At 68.5% G+C, this 19,567-nt stretch carries 11 protein-coding genes and 1 tRNA gene; 5 read left to right on the plus strand and 7 right to left on the minus strand.

The window, feature by feature from the left end:
• Window positions 1–303: 303 nt before the first annotated feature.
• Window positions 304–915: a hypothetical protein gene (locus JOE30_RS19230; RefSeq protein WP_204868604.1), complete on the plus strand. Its 612-nt coding sequence runs from the start codon at window positions 304–306 to the stop codon at window positions 913–915.
• A gap of 51 nt (window positions 916–966) precedes the next feature.
• Here the strand turns inward: JOE30_RS19230 and JOE30_RS19235 are convergent, their stop codons facing one another.
• Complete coding sequence (locus JOE30_RS19235) at window positions 967–2,106, minus strand: NAD(P)/FAD-dependent oxidoreductase (protein ID WP_204868605.1); 1,140 nt, start codon at window positions 2,104–2,106, stop codon at window positions 967–969.
• Between the two features lie 97 nt (window positions 2,107–2,203).
• On the opposite strand from JOE30_RS19235, the gene JOE30_RS19240 reads away from it, so the two are divergent.
• Both JOE30_RS19240 and JOE30_RS19245 read left to right on the plus strand, forming a co-directional pair.
• Entirely contained in the window at window positions 2,204–2,749 is a 546-nt protein-coding gene (locus tag JOE30_RS19240) for a TetR/AcrR family transcriptional regulator (protein ID WP_204870563.1), read from the plus strand.
• 631 nt (window positions 2,750–3,380) lie between these two features.
• A complete protein-coding gene (locus tag JOE30_RS19245; protein WP_204868606.1) occupies window positions 3,381–4,409 on the plus strand; it encodes an LLM class flavin-dependent oxidoreductase in 1,029 nt (342 codons plus the stop codon).
• Between the two features lie 704 nt (window positions 4,410–5,113).
• On the opposite strand, the gene JOE30_RS19250 is transcribed toward JOE30_RS19245, so the two are convergent.
• Together JOE30_RS19250 and JOE30_RS19255 are read right to left on the minus strand one after the other, a co-directional pair.
• Window positions 5,114–5,189, minus strand: a tRNA-Lys gene (locus JOE30_RS19250).
• 92 nt (window positions 5,190–5,281) lie between these two features.
• Window positions 5,282–5,503, minus strand: a complete 222-nt coding sequence (locus JOE30_RS19255; protein ID WP_027505503.1) for a DUF3618 domain-containing protein — start codon at window positions 5,501–5,503, stop codon at window positions 5,282–5,284.
• 112 nt (window positions 5,504–5,615) lie between these two features.
• On the opposite strand from JOE30_RS19255, the gene bcp reads away from it, so the two are divergent.
• Window positions 5,616–6,089, plus strand: a complete 474-nt coding sequence (bcp, locus tag JOE30_RS19260; protein ID WP_204868607.1) for a thioredoxin-dependent thiol peroxidase — start codon at window positions 5,616–5,618, stop codon at window positions 6,087–6,089.
• Here bcp and JOE30_RS19265 read toward each other — a convergent pair.
• On the minus strand, window positions 6,067–7,458 hold the full coding sequence (locus JOE30_RS19265; RefSeq protein WP_204868608.1) for a dipeptidase: 1,392 nt from the start codon (window positions 7,456–7,458) through the stop codon (window positions 6,067–6,069). The genes bcp and JOE30_RS19265 overlap by 23 nt on opposite strands.
• 31 nt (window positions 7,459–7,489) lie before the next feature.
• Window positions 7,490–8,842, minus strand: coding sequence for a hypothetical protein (locus JOE30_RS19270; protein WP_204868609.1), 1,353 nt, complete (start codon window positions 8,840–8,842; stop codon window positions 7,490–7,492).
• 207 nt (window positions 8,843–9,049) lie between these two features.
• Between JOE30_RS19270 and JOE30_RS19275 the strand changes: the two genes are divergently transcribed.
• Entirely contained in the window at window positions 9,050–9,802 is a 753-nt protein-coding gene (locus JOE30_RS19275) for a TetR/AcrR family transcriptional regulator (RefSeq protein ID WP_307806247.1), read from the plus strand.
• A gap of 38 nt (window positions 9,803–9,840) precedes the next feature.
• Here JOE30_RS19275 and JOE30_RS19280 read toward each other — a convergent pair whose 3' ends face one another.
• Together JOE30_RS19280 and JOE30_RS19285 are read right to left on the minus strand one after the other, a co-directional pair.
• Entirely contained in the window at window positions 9,841–10,233 is a 393-nt protein-coding gene (locus tag JOE30_RS19280; RefSeq protein WP_027505498.1) for a holo-ACP synthase, read from the minus strand.
• Window positions 10,230–19,430 (minus strand): type I polyketide synthase, encoded by a 9,201-nt coding sequence (locus tag JOE30_RS19285; protein WP_204868610.1) that lies wholly within the window; start codon window positions 19,428–19,430, stop codon window positions 10,230–10,232. Before JOE30_RS19285 ends, JOE30_RS19280 begins: the two co-directional genes overlap by 4 nt.
• Between the last annotated feature and the right edge of the window lie 137 nt (window positions 19,431–19,567).

Below are 19,567 nucleotides of genomic sequence, written 5' to 3' on the forward strand. Positions count from 1 at the left end.
TGCACGGCTCGCGCGACCGGCGCCGCCTCGGACTCGGTACAGAACCAGGCCGGCAGCACCTCGACCTCGCGTGTGGTCTGGCGCACAGCCCCCTCGCCGAACCGCACGACAAAGACACCCACCCCGGACGGGACACCACTCGGGGGCATGTGCCGATGCACCCAGTGAGATCGCCGATCTGTGCGACACCCGTCTCGTGCCCGCCCCATCCTGGCGGCGGGGCCACGGAGTAGCGCGCCCTCGGTGACCAATCACAGTCAGCGAGAGGATTGGGCGGGCAGCTCATCGGGGTAGTGACTGACCATGCTGCTGCCCGTCACCGTTCCCACTCCCTCCTCGCGCACTGCCGCCAGACGCGCCCCTCTCGCGGCGGCATTCGCCGTTCTGGCCGTCGCTGCCGTGTCGTGTTCCTCGGACACCGCCGCGCAGCAGTCCCCCGTCGGGGGTACCGACGGGACCGCCATCGAGATTCGAAACGTGTCGATCGACGCCGAACTGACAGGTCCCACCCCAGACGACGTGTCGTCGGCGTACGGGAACGCCACACTGACGTTCACCGCCCTCAACACCTCGGACACCACCACCGACACACTCGTGACCATCTCCTCCCCCGCATCGGACTCCGTCACCGTCGATGCCACCGACGAGCAGCGCACCCTCGAACCCGGAACCACCATCGCCGCCGGCCAACCCGTGGAGAACCTCGGCGACAGCGGCGCCGGCACGGACGCACCGTTCACCGTCTCCCTCGACCTGGCGGACGGAGAACTCGCCCCCGGTACCTCGATCACCGTCACCCTCACGTTCGAGGAGGCGGGCGACGTCACCGTCGACGCCCCGTTCGACGTGACCGAGCCCGGTCAACTCGACGACGCTCGACGCCCACTGCCTCCTGCGGTGACACCCGCGCCCTGAACTTCCCACGAACAGACCCCCGAAGACGGGTGTCCGGTGTGGAATCGGAGCTCACCGATACAGGAGGCCGCTGAGTTGCCACGCCGCTCGGCGGTGTGCGACGGGTAGATGACTCATCGCGCGGAGCCCGATGTTGCGTACCGACCTGACTCCGGCGGGTGCGGTGGCCAACTGTGTGAGCCGATCCGTCATGGACACCACGTGCACGGCGATGGGTCGCCGCTCACGGCTGTAATCATCGAGCTGCGAGTCGGTGTGGTCCAACAGGGCTGCGGCGAGTGCGTCGGCGAGCGCACTCGCGTCTTGGATCCCGAGGTTCATTCCTTGTCCGCCGGCCGGACTGTGGACATGAGCTGCGTCACCGGCGAGCAGCAGTCTTCCGGCGCGGAAGGTGTCGGCCACCCGATGCTGCACCGTGAATTTCGACCCCCATACCAGCTCGTGGACCCGCATCCGACCTTCGCCGAGACCACGAACATCGAGTAGCTCCTGCACGAACTCCGGTGTCAGTCGGCGCGGGGCGTGCTGCACCGGGGCGACGACTCGGTGCACCCCGTCCGGCAGCGGCGCAACAACGGTCATTCCGGCCCGTGCCCAGAACAGGATCACTTCGTCGACAGGCGCGTCGCCGGAGAGCTGGACGTCCGCCAAGACGAACGCTTGGTCGTACGGTGCGCCGTCGAAGCCGATTCCCGCCTCGGAACGCACTGTGCTGTGGACTCCGTCCGCACCGATCACGTACCGCGCGGACATGGTGTCCCCGTCGACGAATTCTGCGGTCACGCCGTCGTCATGCTGGTGAACGGCCACCAGCGTCTTGGGTCGCTGCACAGAGCCGCCCATGTCCATCAACCGCCGCAGCAACACCGCCTCGGTCATCGCCTGCGACACCATCAGGCTGAACGGATACCTCGTCGGAAGCGGGGTGAAGTCCACCTCGAACAACGTGCGTTCGCCATCGCGGATGGTGAAACGCGGTGCCCGCAGCCCGCGCGCCATCAACTGCTCAGCGGCATCGAAGCGTTCGAGAACCTCCAAGCCGCGGGCATTGACCACAGCGGCGCGCGAGGTGTTCGCCCCCTCCGCCTGTCGATCCACCACGACAGTAGGGATCTTCTTCTGCGCGAGGGCGCACGCCAGGGTCAGCCCGGTGGGCCCTGCGCCGATCACGAGAACGTCGGTGGAATTCATCGCGAACCTTCTCTCGGTTATGCCAACAAGCGTTGGCATAACCAGGATGCGCGGGCCCGACTGCTATGTCAACGCTTGTTGGCCTACGATTGTGGACATGCGCCGTTCCTCAGCTGACACCAAAGAGATCATTCTCGCGGCGGCCCGTCGGCGGTTCGCGACATCCGGTTACGAACGGTCGACCGTGCGTGCGATCGCAGCCGACGCCAACATCGATCCGTCCATGGTGATGCGGTACTTCGGCAACAAGGAAGGACTCTTCGCGGCGGCCGCGGAGTTCGATCTGGAGTTGCCCGACCTCACCGATGTCGATGCTGCTGACATCGGTCGCCGATTGGTCGCACACTTCGTCGAGCGCTGGGAACGCGACGATGCGCTCGTCGTACTGTTGCGCTCATCGACCACGAACGCCGATGCGGCGCAGCAGATCTGCGATATCTTCACCACGCAACTGCTGCCTGTCGTCGCATCGTGCAATCCGGACGCGGGCGTACCTCGACGTGCCGGGCTCATCGCCACTCAGATGCTGGGCCTGGGCCTGTGCCGCTACGTCCTGCAACTCCCACCAGTTGCTGCGTTGACGCCGACCCAACTGGAAGACCAGCTGGGGCCGACCGTGCAGCGGTATCTCGACTACCCGTGAGGGTCGTACACCGAAACTTCGCAACTTCATGTCCGACGACGTACGGCCAGCTCGCAAGACGCTGCACGCGCGCGGTCGCTCCTCGACGGCCCGGGTACGGGTTCCGTATCGACGACAGGATTGAGACCACTCCTGGAAGACGACGGTGAGGAACACCCGAGTCTTGTCTCGGGCGGAGTGACGCCGAAACCAGAAGGGCCCCTGCTCAGCGGTACCACCACGATCCGAGTGTGTCCGGAATGAAAGTCATGAATAAGTGGTGAGTAGCGTCAGGAATGTCGAGTCGGCCCTCACCCCGTGAAGTCACCGACGATTATCGGTCTCCTCGACGAACCTCTCCCCGCCGACACGGCGACCCCAGAGGACTTCTTCCCGTAAGTGTGCCGCGATCGCGTCGCCGGACGACATGCCATCCCCTCGATCCGCATCCACACGCGCATTCTAGTTCTCCGCTTCTTCCTGTGCGGGACCGTGCAGATCAGCGATGGCACACCCGTCGACGGGCGGACAATGGTGTCTTCGTCTCGACCCCTCGAGACTCGACGTGGCGCGGAACACTTTCTCGGTCGAGATGGTTGACTTGTAAACTAAACCAGGGTCGACGTCGTGGCCCCGACCGAGAGGCTCAGCAATGCATGTAGGTGTGGACAGCTTCGTGTCCTCCGTAACCGACCCGGCCGACGGCCGCGTGATCGGCGCTGCCGAGCGAATGGAGCATCTGCTCGAGGAGATCACCCTCGCCGACCGGGTGGGTCTTTACTCGTTCGGGATCGGCGAGCACCACCGCAGCGAGTACTACGATTCCGCTCCATCGATCATCCTGGCGGCCGCGGCAGCTCGCACGGAACGAATCCGGCTGGGCAGTGCGGTCAAGGTACTCAGTGCGGACGATCCGGTGCGAGTCTTCCAGGAATTCGCCACCCTGGATCTGATCTCGAAAGGGCGGACGGATCTGGTCGTGGGCCGCGGCTCGTTCACCGAGTCGTTCCCCCTGTTCGGTCTGGACCTGGCCGACTACGACTCGCTGTTCATCGAGAAGCTCGAGCTGCTGCTGCAGATCCGGGACAACGTCGAGGTGACGTGGTCGGGCAAGCACCGGCCGGCGCTGACGCGGCAGGGCATCTATCCGCGTCCCGTGCAGGATCCTCTGCCGATCTGGGTGGGTGTCGGCGGCAGTCCCGAATCATTCGCTCGCGCAGGTCTGTTGGGGTTGCCACTGATGATCGCGATCATCGGCGGTGAGCCGCGCCAGTTCGCGCCGCTGGTCGATCTGTACCGCCGCGCGGGTGCGCAGGCAGGTCATGCGCCGGAGATGTTGAAGGTGGGCCTGCACGTGTTCGGGTTCGTCGCAGAGAGCACGCAGGCGGCGGCGGACACCATCTACCCCGGATGGAACGAGATGTTCACGAAGATCTCGCGGGAGCGAGGATTCGCGCGACCGACCCGAGCGCAGTTCGATGCCACGTCCGGACCGAACGGTGCCTTTTTCATGGGTGACCCGCAGACGGTGGCCGACAAGATCGCGCGAGTGGGCGAACAGCTCGGCGGTGTGGATCGGTTGTCTCTGCAGATGACCAATCCCCGCTTGGCTCACAGTGATCTGCTCCGCGGCATCGAGCTTTTGGGAACGGAGGTCGCACCGCTGGTGGCCGATCTCTGACCGTGGGCTTGATCATGACGAGCTAGCGGACCTACGGCCGGCTCTGCGGAATTGCTCGGGCGCGCTCGACCTCGATTCCCAGCCGACGCAGATTTCGCGGAACTTCGCCCGCCGTCCAAGTTCGGACGGCGGGCGTTGGCGCTGGATTGCATTTTGCCCCGCCCGGGAAAAGATTCGATTCACAGTCGCCGATCCCTCGACCGGTAGGGCGACCGGCCGGGCCGGCCTTGTCTCAGGTGCCGGGTGAAGAATCGGTCTGCCTCGTCGCTGGCGTATTCGGGGACGCCGGTGTGCCCACCCATATCGGCGTGCATTGTTCGGTGGTGGTCCACAGTGCGGTGATGAGCTCGTCGCCCCCGGTCGAGTCGGAGATCGGAGTTCGACGGTGTAGATGTACGGCAGGGGCGCTCCCACGATGCACAGCAACTCCCACTCCGCCCGGGGGACGATGTCGCCGCCCGAATTCTCGACGTAGCGGACGGTGGCACCCCACGCGTCGCAGTGGGCGCGAGCAGCCTGCACCGCAGGTCTATCGGACCCGGTACAGACAACTTTGCAGCCGCCTGAGCGGGCACAATGCGTCGTTCGATATGGCCGAGAAGACCCGAAACCTCGAGTTTCGAGTTGCAGTCATGAATAAGTAGTGAGTGGCACCGAAACCAGAAGAGCCCCTGACCAGCTAACTGCTGATCAGGGGCCCTTTGTGGTGCGCCCACAGGGACTCGAACCCCGGACCCAGTGATTAAGAGTCACTTGCTCTACCAACTGAGCTATAGGCGCATGGTCGGAGCGGCTCGCGCTCCTCGGTGCGTGAAAGACATTAACACCTGGCGCGCAGGGAGTGAAATCGAGTCACTGACCTGCGCAGATGCTCAGCTGACGATCTTACGGATCACCAGGATGGCGACGACGGCGCCGACGCCGATGAGCGAGAACTTCACGGCGGGCTCGTTGAGGGTGCCCACGACGCTGCGCTTGGTGTTCTCGACCAGCCGCTTCGGGTTGGCGCGCACGCTGAGCTCGTCCAGTGTCGACGCGAGCTGATCGCGTGCGGCCTCGATGTCGCGCTCGATGTTGTCGGTGTTGCGTGCCACGAAAGCCCTCCCGGCTGGACGAAGATGCAGAACTTCTGCGGTCGCCTCAGAGCCTAGAGCACGACGACCGGCGCGCCTGCCCGGCTCGGACGAGTCGGCTAAGTTTGGCGTCGTGACCACGACCCCGAGACTGTCCGCAGGCGACGCCGCTCCCGCCCTGTCCCTCCCCGACGCCGACGGCAACACCGTGTCGCTGGCGGACTACGCCGGCCGACGCGTGGTCGTCTACTTCTACCCCGCCGCGGCGACGCCGGGGTGCACGAAGCAGGCGTGCGACTTCCGCGACAGCCTGGCGCAGCTCAACGATGCGGGCCTCGAGGTGATCGGGGTGTCGCCGGACAAGCCCGCCAAGCTGGCGAAGTTCCGCGACGACGAGGGCCTGACGTTTCCGCTGCTCTCCGATCCGGAGAAGTCGACGCTGCAGGCGTGGGGCGCGTTCGGCGAGAAGTCGATGTACGGCAAGACCGTCACGGGCGTCATCCGGTCGACTTTCGTCATCGACGCCGACGGGAAGGTAGAGGTTGCTCAGTACAACGTGAAGGCCACCGGCCACGTCGCCAAGCTCATCCGCGATCTGAAGCTCTGAGCCGCCACTGCTCGGGTAGGCGGCTCAGGAACGCTGCCTCGGCCACCGCGATGGTCTCGATCTCGCTGGGGTCGACGCTCTCGTTCGGTGCGTGAATGGTCGACAGTGGCTCCTCGACGCCCATGAGGACGATCTCCGCGTCCGGAACTGCGCGCTGCAATGCGGTGCACAGCGGAATCGAACCGCCCTGTCCGGCGAATTGCACGGGCTCGCCGTAGGCGTCGCTCAACGCGGTCATCAGCGCGTCGTACGCGGGGCCGTCCGTGCGGGCGGCGAAGGGTGAACCGACCGCGTCCGGCGTGACCGTCACCCGCGCGGACCACGGCGCCGCATTCGTCAGGTGAGTGACGAGCAGATCGCGCGTCTTCTCGGCGTTCATGCCGGGCGGAACGCGCAGTCCGATGCGCGCGGACGCGCGAGGCACCACGGCGGCGGCGCTTCCCACCACGGGTGGGCAGTCGATGCCCATGACGGTGACGGACGGCCGTGCCCAGAGGTGGTCGGCGATGGTTCCGCTGCCCGCGAGTCCCACGCCGTCCAGCACGCCCGCATCCGTCCGGAACCGTTCGACCGGATACTCGGCACCGTCCCACACGCCGGAGCCGTCCACCCCGTCGATGGTGGTGTCGCCGTTGTCGTCGTGCAGCGTGGCGAGCATCGCCACGAGGGCCACCAGCGCGTCGGGCGCAGGTCCGCCGTACATCCCGGAATGCACTGCGCCGTCCAGGGTCTCGACGTCGACACGCACGATCGCCATGCCGCGCAGCGACGTCGTCAACGTCGGCGTTCCGACGGCGATGTTGCCCGTGTCGCCGATGACGATCACATCGGCCGCGAACAGTTCGGGACGGTCGTGCACCAGGTCCTCGAGGCCACCGGTCCCGGTCTCCTCCGAGCCCTCGCACACCACCACGATGCCCACCTCCGAGTCGGAGCCGAGCGCACGGAGCGCCGCGAGGTGCATCAGTACGTTGCCCTTGCAATCGGCCGACCCGCGGCCGAACCAGCGACCGTCCCGATCGGTCAGCTCGAAGGGCGCACTGTTCCACAGCGATTCGTCACCCGCAGGCTGGACGTCGTAGTGCGAGTACAGCAGGACCGTCGGAGCACCGTCCGCCGCAGCGCGCCGACCGATGACGGCCGCCGATCCGTCGGACGTCTCGTGCAGCTCCGTGTCCGTCACGCCGGCGTCGCGGAACGCGTCCCGCACCCACTCCGCGGCGGAGCGGCACTCGGACGGCGGCGCCTGCTCGGGATCGGCGATGGAGCGAAAGGCAACGAGGTCGGCCAGTTCGGCGCGCACTCGCGGCATACTCGCGCGCACGCGGTCTCTGAGCTCGGACAACTGCGCATCGGTACCAGAGGTCATGGACAGCAGTCTGGCACCTCGACGCGTCGACCTACTGCGGGAACTCCTGGTTCAGCCACTGCCCGGTCTGCTGCCAGTGCTTCTGCCACGCCTCGTCCTGCAGCTGCTGCGGGGACTTGTTCGGATCCTGCTCGGGCACCGGGACGGTGAACTGCGGAGCGGGAACCGCAGTGGGAGAGAACGACTGCTGCGACGGCGTGGTGGTCCACGACGTGGGCGCCGGCGCAGCGGCGGTCGGCGACCAGGGTGCTGCCGAGGGCGCGGTCCAGTCGGATGCCGCGGCGTCTGCTGCGGCATCCTCTGTCGGAACCGGCGCTGCGGGAACGGCGGGGGCCGGCGACGCGGCCGGAGCAGCGGGGACCACCGGTGCCGCGGCTGCGGGAGCCTCTCCCAGCGGGGACGCGGAACCGCCGTTCGGGGCCTGCTGCTCCGCGGCGGTGTTCTGGGGCACGCTGTCCGGTCCACCAGACATCACGGCAGCGGTACCGATGCCCGCCGCGACCAGCGCTGCAGCCGCAGCAGCGCCGGCGAACCCGACGAAGCGGCGCGAGCGGCGACCGGTGGGAGTGACGGACGCGGCCGTCACCACCGGGATGGCCTCGGTCCGAGCATCGTCGATCGGGTCGACGGCAGCAGGTGCCACGACGGCAGGCGCCACGACGGCGGGAAACACCTCGGTGTCGGTGTCGGACGACGTCGGGGAAGGTACAGCCTTGTCGACGGGCGTGACCTTGTCGGCGGACGCGATTCGGGGGCGAGCAGCCGCGGCGGCGGCACCTGCCACACCGGCACGCGCCACTGCAGACTTCGAGATCGGCGACGCGGACGCGCCCGACTTCACGACACCGGACTTCCCTGCACCGGTCGCGGACCGGCGTACCGGAGTGGCCGGAACGGGACGCGTCGGGCGCAGAGGTGGGCGGGCTGCCGCTGCGGCGGCGGCGACAGCGGAGGGCGTGGTCCGCTGCCAGGGCGCGACGTCGTCGGCAGGAGGAGTGGCGTCGTCGTCGAGTGCCGCGTCGGCGGCAGGCGTGTCCGCGACGACCGGGGTGGGAGAGTCGAAGACGGGAACACCGAACGCGAGTTCGAGGATGGGCGGAGCAACGTCGATGTCAGCGGCAGCACCCGAGGTCACGACGGACATGACACAGGCGTCGGCGACGTCGACCAGGTCCCACAGCATCGGCACCGTCAACCCGATCTGCTCGGGCGAGAAGTCCTCGAGGTCGATCGACTCGGCGACGCCGAGGTCCGACCCGTCGATGGGAGACAGCAAGGACGCCGTCACCGTGGACCCGTCCAGGTGATACAGCAGAACGGCGGAGACCACGGTGGTGTCACCACGGGTCTCGGGTGCGCTGCTGTTGCGGGGGGTGTCGTTCATGATGTGCCTCCTCTTCTCGAAGACGAACCGGAAGCCGACACAGCCGTCGTGACTCCCCCGAGACCGGCCTGAACGATCGACTACATGCTCCGTCAGTGAACGATGCGTCTTGTAACAGTCTCTAAACATACCGTAAGTTCATATTGAATGCGGCAGAACGGTAGCTCACTGTTCGAGAACGGCGGGTGGACCGATACTGTTGGTCACGTGGAGTCGACCGACGGAGCACCGGGGCGCAGCACCCCGATCACCGAGGAGACGGCGCCGGATCAGGGCGTTCACGACGAGACCGATGTCCGCGACGGAGCCGACACCAGCGAGAACGCGGACGAGAACGAGCCCGTCGAGCTTCTTCCCCGCCGCCGCCCCACTCAGGAACGCAGCAAGCGGAAGTTCGACGCATTGTTGACGGCGTCGCGCGAACTGTTGACCGACGTGGGGTTCGAGTCGTTCACGTGCGAGGAGGTCGCGGCCCGCGCCGGGCTGCCCATCGGCACGCTGTACCAGTTCTTCGCCAACAAGTACGTCATCGTGTGTGAACTGGGTCGCCAGGACCTGGCGGGCGTACGGCAGGAGTTCGCCGACTTCGACGGCGAGGTTCCGTCGCTCGACTGGCTACGCTTCCTCGACGATTTCCTCGACCATCTCTCCAGCCTGTGGACGTCGGATCCTTCCCGACGCGAGGTGTGGTTGGCGATGCAGTCCACCCCGGCCACACGCGCCACCGGCATGATCCACGAGAAGGCGTTCGCGGCCCAGGTGGAGCGGGTGCTCGCACCGCTCACGCCCCGCACCCCCCGTGCCCGCCGCAACCTGATGGCCGAGGTGCTGGTGCACGTCGTCTACTCGATGCTCAACTTCTCGGTGCAGGACGGCCAGAGCCACGCCGACGCCGTCGCCGAACTGAAGCGCTTGATGGGCGCCTATCTTCTGGTGGCAGAAAAGGAGAGCCGACGCTGAACGCGTCGGCTCTACTCTTCTCCATCATTCGCTGACGATCACTCCTCGAGGATCGCCACCGCTCCCGCCATGTCCCCGTCGTGGGTCAACGACAGGTGGATCTTCACCGTCGGCAGGAACTCCGCGGCCATGCCGTGCAGCTTGATCGACGGACGTCCCCATGCGTCGTTGACGACCTCGATCAGCGGGTACGGGTTGTCGCCGATCTGGGGCGCACGAGCGAAACGTGATGCGGCCCAAGCCTTCAGCACCGCTTCCTTGGCGGCCCACCGCGCGGCGTAGTGCCGCGCGGGGTCCGCACTGCGCGTGGCGGCGTGGCGGCGCTCGCCGGCAGTGAAACTGTCGCGGACCATGGTGGTCCCGACCTTCTCCATCTGCTCGGCGAACTCCGAGACCGACACCAGATCCAGACCGACTCCCAGGATGCTCACTCGGCCACCGTACGGTAGACGTCGTCAGCGCCGAGGCGAGAATCTTCGCTCAGCAGCAGATCGATCTCGAGCTCGTGCTTCGCATCGCTCGACGTGCCGTCGTGGCCCAGTCGGCGATCCTCCGGACGCTCGTACAGCGAGGATCCGCCGCACATCGCCTCCATCAGCCGCCGCTTGCCGGCCACCACACGTGCCTGCGCCTTCGCCGTGTACTCCTCGCGCTGCGCGGCCGGAATCGCCTCGAGGAACGCCTGTGGGTGCACCACGGCGATGATGCCGGACACGTGGCCGAAGCCGAGGCTGGTCAGCAGACCGGCCTTGAACGGCAGCCGCTCCCCGAAGCGCAGCGGTTCGCGTACCCAGACCAGGTTCTCGAACTCGGTCATCGTGTCGTCGACGCAGTCGAGACTGCGGTTCGGCGGCACGACGCCCTCGGCCAGCACCTGGCAGAGACCGATCAGCTGGAAGGCGGCAGCGCCGCCCTTGCTGTGTCCGGTCAGCGACTTCTGCGAGACCACGAAGAGGGGGTTGCCCTCCGTGCGGCCCAGCGCTCGGGCCAGACGCGTGTGCATCTCCGCCTCGTTGGGATCGTTCGCGTTGGTCGACGTGTCGTGCTTGGAGACGATCGCGATGTCGTCCGCGGAGACACCGAGTGCGCTGAGCGACAACGCCATCGCCGAGTCCTGACCGCCGCGGGCAGCGCCGAGGGCGCCGAGACCGGGAGCCGGGATCGACGTGTGCACGCCGTCACCGAAGGACTGCGCCCATCCGACGACACCGAGGACGGGCAGGCCCATCTCCAGAGCGAGGTCACCGCGAGCCAGCAGAATCGTTCCGCCGCCGTGCGACTCGACGAAGCCGCCGCGTCGACGATCGTTGGCTCGGGAGAACCGGCGATCCGAGATGCCCTTGGCGTGCATCGCCGAGGCCTCCGCCGTCGCCGACATGTCGCCGAAGCCGATGATGCCCTCGGTGCTGAGGTCGTCGAACCCGCCGGCCACGACGAACGTCGCCTTGCCGAGCCGGATCTTGTCCACGCCCTCCTCGACCGAGACCGCCGCCGTGGCGCAGGCCGCGACCGGGTGGATCATCGCGCCGTAGGACCCGACGTACGACTGCACCACGTGCGCCGCAACGACGTTCGGCAGAGCTTCCTGCAGGATGTCGTTCGCACGAGCGTCGCCCAGCAGGGTGTCGATGTACAGCGAGCGCATCGACTCCATGCCGCCCATACCGGTACCCTGCGTGTTGGCGACCAGCGAGGGGTGCGTCCAGCGCATGAGCTCGGACGGGGTGAAGCCGCTGGTGATGAACGCGTCGACCGTGCAGACGATGTTCCACAGCGCGACCCGGTCGATGGAGCTCGCCATGTCCGGCGAGATGCCCCACTTGGTGGCGTCGAATCCCGTGGGGATCTGACCACCGACCGTGCGCGTCAGCTTCATCTGACGCGGTACGCGGATCTCGGTGCCCGCCTTGCGCGTGACCTGCCAGTCACCCTCCGCGTTCTGGTTCACGACCGTCCGCTCGGGATCGGCACCGACGAAGGCGCGTGCCTCCGCCTCGCTGCCGACGACGAACGTCAGATCGTTGTCCAGGAACACCGAGGTGAGCAGCGGCGCGGTGTTGTTCACCATCGCGCCGTCGTCCTCGTACTGCCGGATACCGCAGCGTTCGACGACCGTGTCGTGGTACCGGTCGGCGATCTCCGCCTCGGGCACCAGATCGCCCGACTCGGCGTCGTACCACCCCGGCTTGGGATCGTTCTCCCAGACCACCAGACCGGTGTTCCACGCGAGTTCGAGAACGCCTGCCGCCGAGAGCTTCTCGTCGACCTCCATCTCGAAGCGGGTGCGTGCGCTGCCGTACGGCCCGAGCTCGCCCGTACCGACGATGACGACCATCTCGGACGGCTCGATGTCCAGAGCGGTCCACGCGGGTGCTGCGGGCTGCTCGTCGAGCCGCGGCGGCGCGGGAAGCGCGTCGACGGTGGCGAGTGCCTCGGCGACGGCGTCGTCCGCGACGGCCTCGTCGGCAGCCTGCTTGGCGAGTGCGGCCAGATCGAGGCCCGCCTCGGCGAGGCCGCCGGTGAGATCGACCTCAAGCGGTGCCTGCGCGGCGGCGGTCCGGGACTCCTCGTCGCAGGTGGCGAGCAGCTGCTCGGCCATCTCCGCCGTGGACCAGGTGCGCACACCGGCCGCCTCGGCAGCGTTGGCCACCGGGTCGTTGTGACCCATGAGGCCGGTGCCGCGGACCCACCCGATACGGGCGTGCACCAACGTGACTCGCTCGGCCCAGGTGCGCTCCGCCTTCCAGCGGTTCACCACGGCGTCGAGCGCTGCCTTGGACTCGCCGTAGGCACCGTCGCCACCGAACAGTCCACGGTTCGGCGAACCGGGAAGTGTCACGTGCAGACGGGTGTCGACGTCGCGGTCGTGACCGATCTTCGACAGACCACCGATGAGACGCTCGACCGACCAGAGCAGGACGCGCATCTCCATCTCGGCGCGGGCACCGGCGTCGGACAGCTCGCCGGCGACCCGCGGTGCCGCGAAGGGGAACAGCATCGTGGGGGTGACGGCGGGCTTGACCAGCTTCTTCGCGCCACCGGCCGAATCGATCTGGTCGCTGCCGATCCACTCGATCAGGGCATCGACGTCGGCGTACGAGGCCATGTTCGCCGGGACCACCCAGAGGGCTGCTCCCGCAGTGGCATTCGTGCGGTAGAGCTCACGGTAGAACCCGACTCGGCTCTCGTCGAGACGCGAGGTGGTGAGGAAGACGGTCGCACCGCCGGCGAGCAGTTCCCCGGTCACCGCAGCGGCGATCGAGTTCTTGCTGGCGCCGGTGACGACCGCGACCTGTCCGGTCCAGCGGGTCGACGCCTCGGTCGACTGCGCCGCAGCCGACGCGATGGCGCCGTAGGTGGCCGCCAGGTCGCCGCGCCCCTGGGCGTCAGCCTTCTGCTGCCACCAGCTCGCCTGGGACGCGACAGCCGTGCCGGTTCCGGCGAAGGTGTCGACAGCGAGTGCCTGAGCCTTCTCGTCCCCCAGCCACAGCCGGGCGAGATCCTCACGCGCACTGGCCCAGCGGTCGTCGATCAGCACCGCCTTGCGGGCGTCGAACGACGGAGCGACCAGACGCGGCCAGTCGGTGCCGAGCTCGGTGGACACCAGGTCGACCAGCTCGGCCTCGCTCGCGTCCGCCTCGGGCAGGGTGAGGTTCTCGGCGAATCCGAGCTGTTCGAGGACCAGTCGGGCCGCCGAGGCCAGCACTCCGCTGCGCCCGGTGATGTTCTCGGTGAACTCACCCAGGGCGGCCGCGTCGACAGTGCCACCGCCGCCGCTGCCCCCACTGGAGGGCATGGAAACCTGGATGCCGCGTCGCTGACCGACCGCAGTCACGGCTGCGTCGATGACCGCGTCGACCGCGGCACCGTCGGCGACGGCACCGTCCGCGAGACCACCGAGGTCGCCGCCGCGGATCGATGCGCCGTCCCTGGTGCCGAGAGCGACCTCGGCGGTGACGTGGTGGGCCCACCCGTCACCGAGCTGCCACACCTTGGCGACGCGCTCCGCGATGGAGCCGGGACGACGTCCCGACGGTCCGAACACCTTGCGCAGGTGATCGTTCACCGAGTCGCTGAGCACCGGCCCGAACGGACGGTAGGTACGTGCCAGCTTGTTGACGGTGCCGGCGAGGGCACCCATGTCGGCGTCGGCCGCGCCGTCGATCGCACCGAGCGACAGCTCGGAACCGAGATCGACGAGCAGCTGGTTACGCCGGGACGAGACGCCGTCGCACAGTGCCTCGATGGTGTCGGCGGGGCCGATCTGATCGATGCGGAGCTTGGTCCACAGGGCGATCAGCACGGTCGTGGCGTCCGACGCCGTGAACGCGATGTCGTCGGGACGCGGCCCACCGGCCGGTGCCGCGGGAGCAGCGACCGGGGCGGCGACGGCTGCCGGGGCAGCCGCCGGATCTGCAGCGGGAGTCTCGGACTCGGGCTCGTCCGCCATCTCCGGATCGGTGTCCGTGGAGAAGACGACGGCCGCGTCGCGCTCGATGTTGAGCACCTCGACGGGGTGGCCGATGCGACCGGGGAGCTTCAGCGTGTTGGTCGCGAGGTTGGCCACCGTGGGAACGGATCCCAGACCCACCTCGACGAAACGCTCGATGCCCAGTCCGCCGTCCGACTCGTCGGCGAACAGCAGGTCCTGCGTCTCGATCCACCGGACCGGGCTGGCGAACTGCCATGCCAGCAGCTCGGTCAGGATCACGCGGCACAGATCGGCCGGGCGGGCGGCCCAGTCGTCCCACCGACCCAGGACGTCGGCCAGCGGCTCGGACGGCACCAGGTCGGCGATCTCCTGCACGAAGTCACGATCGAGCGTGAACAGACGCGGAACCAGGTTGGGGATGTAGCGGCCGACGAGGATCGACGGGTCGATCGTCTCCGGGAGCAGCTCGAGGAGACGAGCCCGGAAGTCGTCCACACCGCCGCGCAGAACGGTGGAGTGGAACGGGACGTCGATGCCGGGGACCAGGATGAAGGCCCGCTTACCGCCGAACTCGGCACGGCGACGGTCGATCTCGCGCTCGAGCTCCTCGAGACCCGCGACGGTGCCGGCGATGGCGTACTGGGAGCCGCGCAGGTTGAGGTTGACCACCTGCAGGAACTCGCCGGTGCGCTCACCGATGGACTCGACGAATCCGATGACGTCGTCGTCGGCGAGGCCGACCTGGGACGGACGGATGGCGGCCATGCGGTACTGGCTGCGGCCCTTCGCATCACGCGGGACCAGCTGGTGCATGGCGGAGCCGCGCTGGAAGACCACTTCGAGGACGGCCTCGAGCGGCAGGACCCCGGCGACGGCGGCGAGAGCGTTGTACTCACCGACGGAGTGCCCGGCGAGGAACGAGTCCTCGACGAACGCGCCGGACTCGCGGAGCTCAGCCACCTGGGCGACACCGAGCACGGCCATCGCGACCTGAGTGAACTGGGTCAGGTGCAGGACGCCGTCGGGATGACGGTGGGTCACTCCCCTGGCCCGCAGTTCGGTCGGGTTGTCCCGCACGACAGCGAGAATGGAGAAGCCGAGGGCAGCGCGGGTGTGCTTGTCCGCACGCTCCCAGATCTCACGGGCGGCCTTCGAGCGAGCCCGTGCGTCGAGACCCATGCCGGGCTGCTGGATGCCCTGGCCCGGGAAGGCGTAGACCGTCTTCGGCGCGCCGATGCGTCCGGTGGCCATCATGACCATGTCGCCGTCGACCTTGCAGGACACCTCGACGATCTCGGAACCGGCCTCGTAGCCGACACGGTCGACGCGGACGTCGATCGAGGCGCCGGGACGCACCATGCCGAGGAAGCGCGTGGTCCACGCCGTGAGGCGACGCGGCGGAGTCGTCGCGGCCGGATCGACGGCGGTGACCACCTGCTGGGCGGCGGCCGAGAGCCACATGCCGTGCACGATGGGATCGCCGAGACCGGCGAGACGCGCTGCGGCGTCCGAGGTGTGGATCGGGTTGTGGTCGCCGGAGACCTGAGCGAATGCACCCATGTGACGCGGGGCCGTGATGGTGGTGTCGCGGCGACGGCGGCGAGGGGTCTCGACCAGCGCGTCGGTGACCGACCCGCCGGCGCGCGGCGGATCCGACAGCGTGCCGGTGCCCGTGCGGCCACGGATGGCGAACCGCTCGACGAGGGTGGCGACGACGGGAGCGTCGAGGCCCTCGCCCAGCATGGCGCCGATCTCGACGGAGACCTCGACCACGCGGCCGAGATCGGTGTCGACGACCTCGCCCGACTGCGCCTTCACGACCAGGATGCTGTGGTGGTCCGGCAGCGTGCCCATGAGATCGATGCGGTGGTCGAGGTGCACCAGGTCGAGCATGCCCTCGATGACGGAGCCGGCGTCGGCGGTACGCGCCGAGCCGAGCACGGCGAACACGGCGGGCCAGCACGCTCCGACGAGGACATCGGGCACGGCCGAGTGGCCGACGCCGTAGTCCGCGGGGAGGCCGGAGCCGGTGACGCCCGCATGGTCGGCGACGAGGTCGGGCGACCAGGCGATGTTGAGGCGAGCAGCGCCGCCCTTGACGGTCGGGAGTTCCTGTCCCGCAGCGACTCCGAGAAGCGCGGACATCGAGGACTCGGCGTCCGCGTCGGTGACGAGCGGCGCTCCGCCGTCTACCGCCGAGGCGGGGACGGTGATGCGGATGTCGACGCTCTTGCCGGGCGAGAGCGGGACCGAGAGGAGCACCTGGTCCGAGCCGGCGACGGTCAGCGTGGCGCCGGTACGGGCGTGGGTGGCGGCCTCGTCGGACACGACGTCCCACTCGGACAGTGCACCGAGTCGACGAACGGGGTTGGGCGCGAGGCGCGATGCCCAGGTGATGTCCGGGGCGGCGAGCACCATGCCCACGAGACCGCCCGCGATGTCGGGATGACGGCGCGTGGCGACGGCGACGGAATCCGCGCCGGAGCCCAGCAGGCGATCCGCCGTGGCCTTCTCGAAGCGGTTCAGCAGATCTCCGACCGGCTCGTTCAGCCGGTCGATACCGGCGACGGCCACGGTGCCCGGGATGACGCAGACCTGGTCTGCCGAGTACCGCGCGTCGTGGGCCTGCCACAGCGAGTCACTGCGCCACCAGCGGCGGACGTCCTTGTCCACGACGGGAACGAAGTTGACCGGCTTACCGGGGATGCGGCACAGCGAGATGAAGAACGGCACGTCGGCCGGGTGCAGCTCGACCGTCGAGGCGTCGGGGTAGGCCGCGACGAGTGCCCGCAGGGCATCGGCGGGACGGTCGAGAATGTCGTTCTCGGCGAAGAGGGTGGGAACGGGTCCACGGTCCACAGGGTGGAGACGGGCCTCGGCACGCTGGAGCATGTCGCGGAAGCGGACGCGCCACGTGACGTCGAGCCACGGAGTGTCGGTGTCGATGTCGTGCCCGACAGCGAGCTCGAGGTAGCGCTCGAGCCAGCGCAGGTACGTCATGGACGCGACGTCACCGAAGTACGGCTTCGCGGTGGCGTCGAGAGCGGCGATGATCTCGTCGCGGCGAGCGGCCACGGCCTCGTCGTCGCCGGCGACCTCGTCGAGCAGACGACCGGTCCGCGAGGCGGCGTTGTCGATCTCGTGGATGTCCGCGCCGAGCTGGCTGCGGCCGGAGGCCATGCCGCCGATCGCGGTGCCGGCACCGACCCAGTCGGGCGTTCCGGGGGTGTCGACGAGGAGCTGCTTGACCTCGGGGGACGTTGTCGCCTCCAGCGTGGCCATCGCGGCGGTGCCGACGAGGATGCCGTCGAGCGGCATGGCCGGGAATCCGGCGGCCTCCGACCAGCGTCCGGTGAGGTAGTCGGCTGCGCGCTCGGGAGTTCCGATGCCGCCGCCGACGCAGATGACGATGTTGTCGTGCGACCGCAGCTCCGCGTAGGTGGCGACCAACAGGTCGTCGAGGTCCTCCCACGAATGGTGGCCACCGGCGCGGCCGCCTTCGATGTGGACGATGACCGGGTAGTCCGGAACCTCGTTGGCGATGCGGATCACCGCGCGGATCTGCGCCACCGTGCCCGGCTTGAAGCACACGTGGCTGATGCCGACCTCGGTCAGCTCCTCGATGAGCGCGACGGCCTCGTCGAGCTCGGGGATGCCGGCGGTGACGACGACGCCGTCGAACGGTGCACCCGCCGTGCGGGCCTTCTGCACGAGGCGCTTGCCGCCGAGCTGCAGCTTCCACAGGTAGGGGTCGAGGAAGAGCGAGTTGAACTGCACGGACCGGCCGGGCTCGAGGAGCTCCTGCAGCTCGGCGACGTGGCCGGCGAAGATCTCCTCGGTGACCTGTCCGCCACCGGCGAGCTCGGCCCAGTGGCCGGCGTTGGTCGCGGCGGCGACGATCTTCGGATCGACGGTGGTCGGCGTCATGCCTGCGAGCAGGATCGGCGACCGACCCGTCAGCTTGGTGAAGGACGTCTCGACGCCGGTGTATCCGTTCGGGAGGGTGACCACGGACGGGGCGAAGTCGCTCCACGGGCGGTCCACCTCGGGTGCGGCGCCGGGAGTGAGGAGGTTGCGGTGCCCGGTGCGGGTCGACGCGGCGACGACGCCCACGCCGTGGCCGCTGATGTTCGATGCGGTCAGGCGGGTGAGGGCGTCACCGGGACCGAGGTCGAGGATCCACGACGCGCCCGCGGTGACCACGGACTCGCTCGCGGCGACCCAGTCGACCGGATCGACCAGGATGGCCTGCCCGAGTGCGCGGGCACGGGAGACGTCGACGCCACACCGCTCGGCCCACTGGCCGACGACGTCGACGGCCTCGCCCATCTGCGGGTGGTGGAAGCCGACCTCGATGTCGAGGGGCTCGAAGACGGGAGCGAAGATCGCACCGCCACGCTTCTTGGCGTCGCGCTCGCGGGTCTCGGTGGCCGAGATCTCCTCGCAGCGCTGCTGCACGCGAACGAGCTTGGTGTACGGACCGCTGAGGACGACGCGGCGGCGACCGTTGCGGATCGCGACGACGGCGGACGTGGTGGCGTCGTCGCCCGCGACCTCGTCGACGATGGCCTGCAGACGAACGGGGTCGACGGCGGAGACGGCGATCATGGGAGCCCGCTCGCCCGAACCGATGAGGGCACGGCGGCGGCCAACGAGACCGGCTGCGGCACCGATGAGCTGCGCGACGGCCAGCAGTTCGGCATCACTGCGCCCGAGATCGGCGACGGCCGCCTCGGCGAGGACACCCTGCGAGTGGCCGATGACGGCGGAGGGCGGAGTGGCGGTCCAGTCCAGTCCCTGCACCGACAGCGCGCGCAACGCGGCGATCTGGGTGAGGAGGACGCCGGGGACGGAGACGGCCGCGGAGGCGAGTGCTGCGGTGGACGGACCGGCCGACGGATCGTCGGCGAGCTCCTGCTCCAGCATCCAGGCGATGGGATCGAAGCCGAGGGGCCGCACGACCAGGAGCTCCTGCGCCACGGGCGCGAGGATGTCGGCCGCGGTGTTGACGAGATCGGTGATCTGCGGCTCGAGTGCACAGTCCCGGGTCAGCTCGTCGAGGGTCGGCAACCAGGGCGCACCCTGGCCGCCGAAGGCGAACGCGTACGGCTCGCCCGCGACGAACCGCTCCGCGAGCGACTCCGCCCGATCGGTGGAGCGCTGGCGGTTGGGGGGAGTGCTCTCGTTGATGGTCACGCGTGCGTGTCCTCTCCTACCTCGGATCGCGAGGTGCTGGGTACTTCTGACGCTGAAGTCGTTCGACGTGGCTGGGCTGTTCGACGTTGCTGGGCCACCGGCGGACGAGACTCCGGGAGCCCGAGACGGTGGGCAGT

It is taken from the genome of Rhodococcus sp. PvP016 (assembly GCF_017832185.1).
In the GTDB taxonomy this organism is placed as follows: domain Bacteria; phylum Actinomycetota; class Actinomycetes; order Mycobacteriales; family Mycobacteriaceae; genus Rhodococcoides.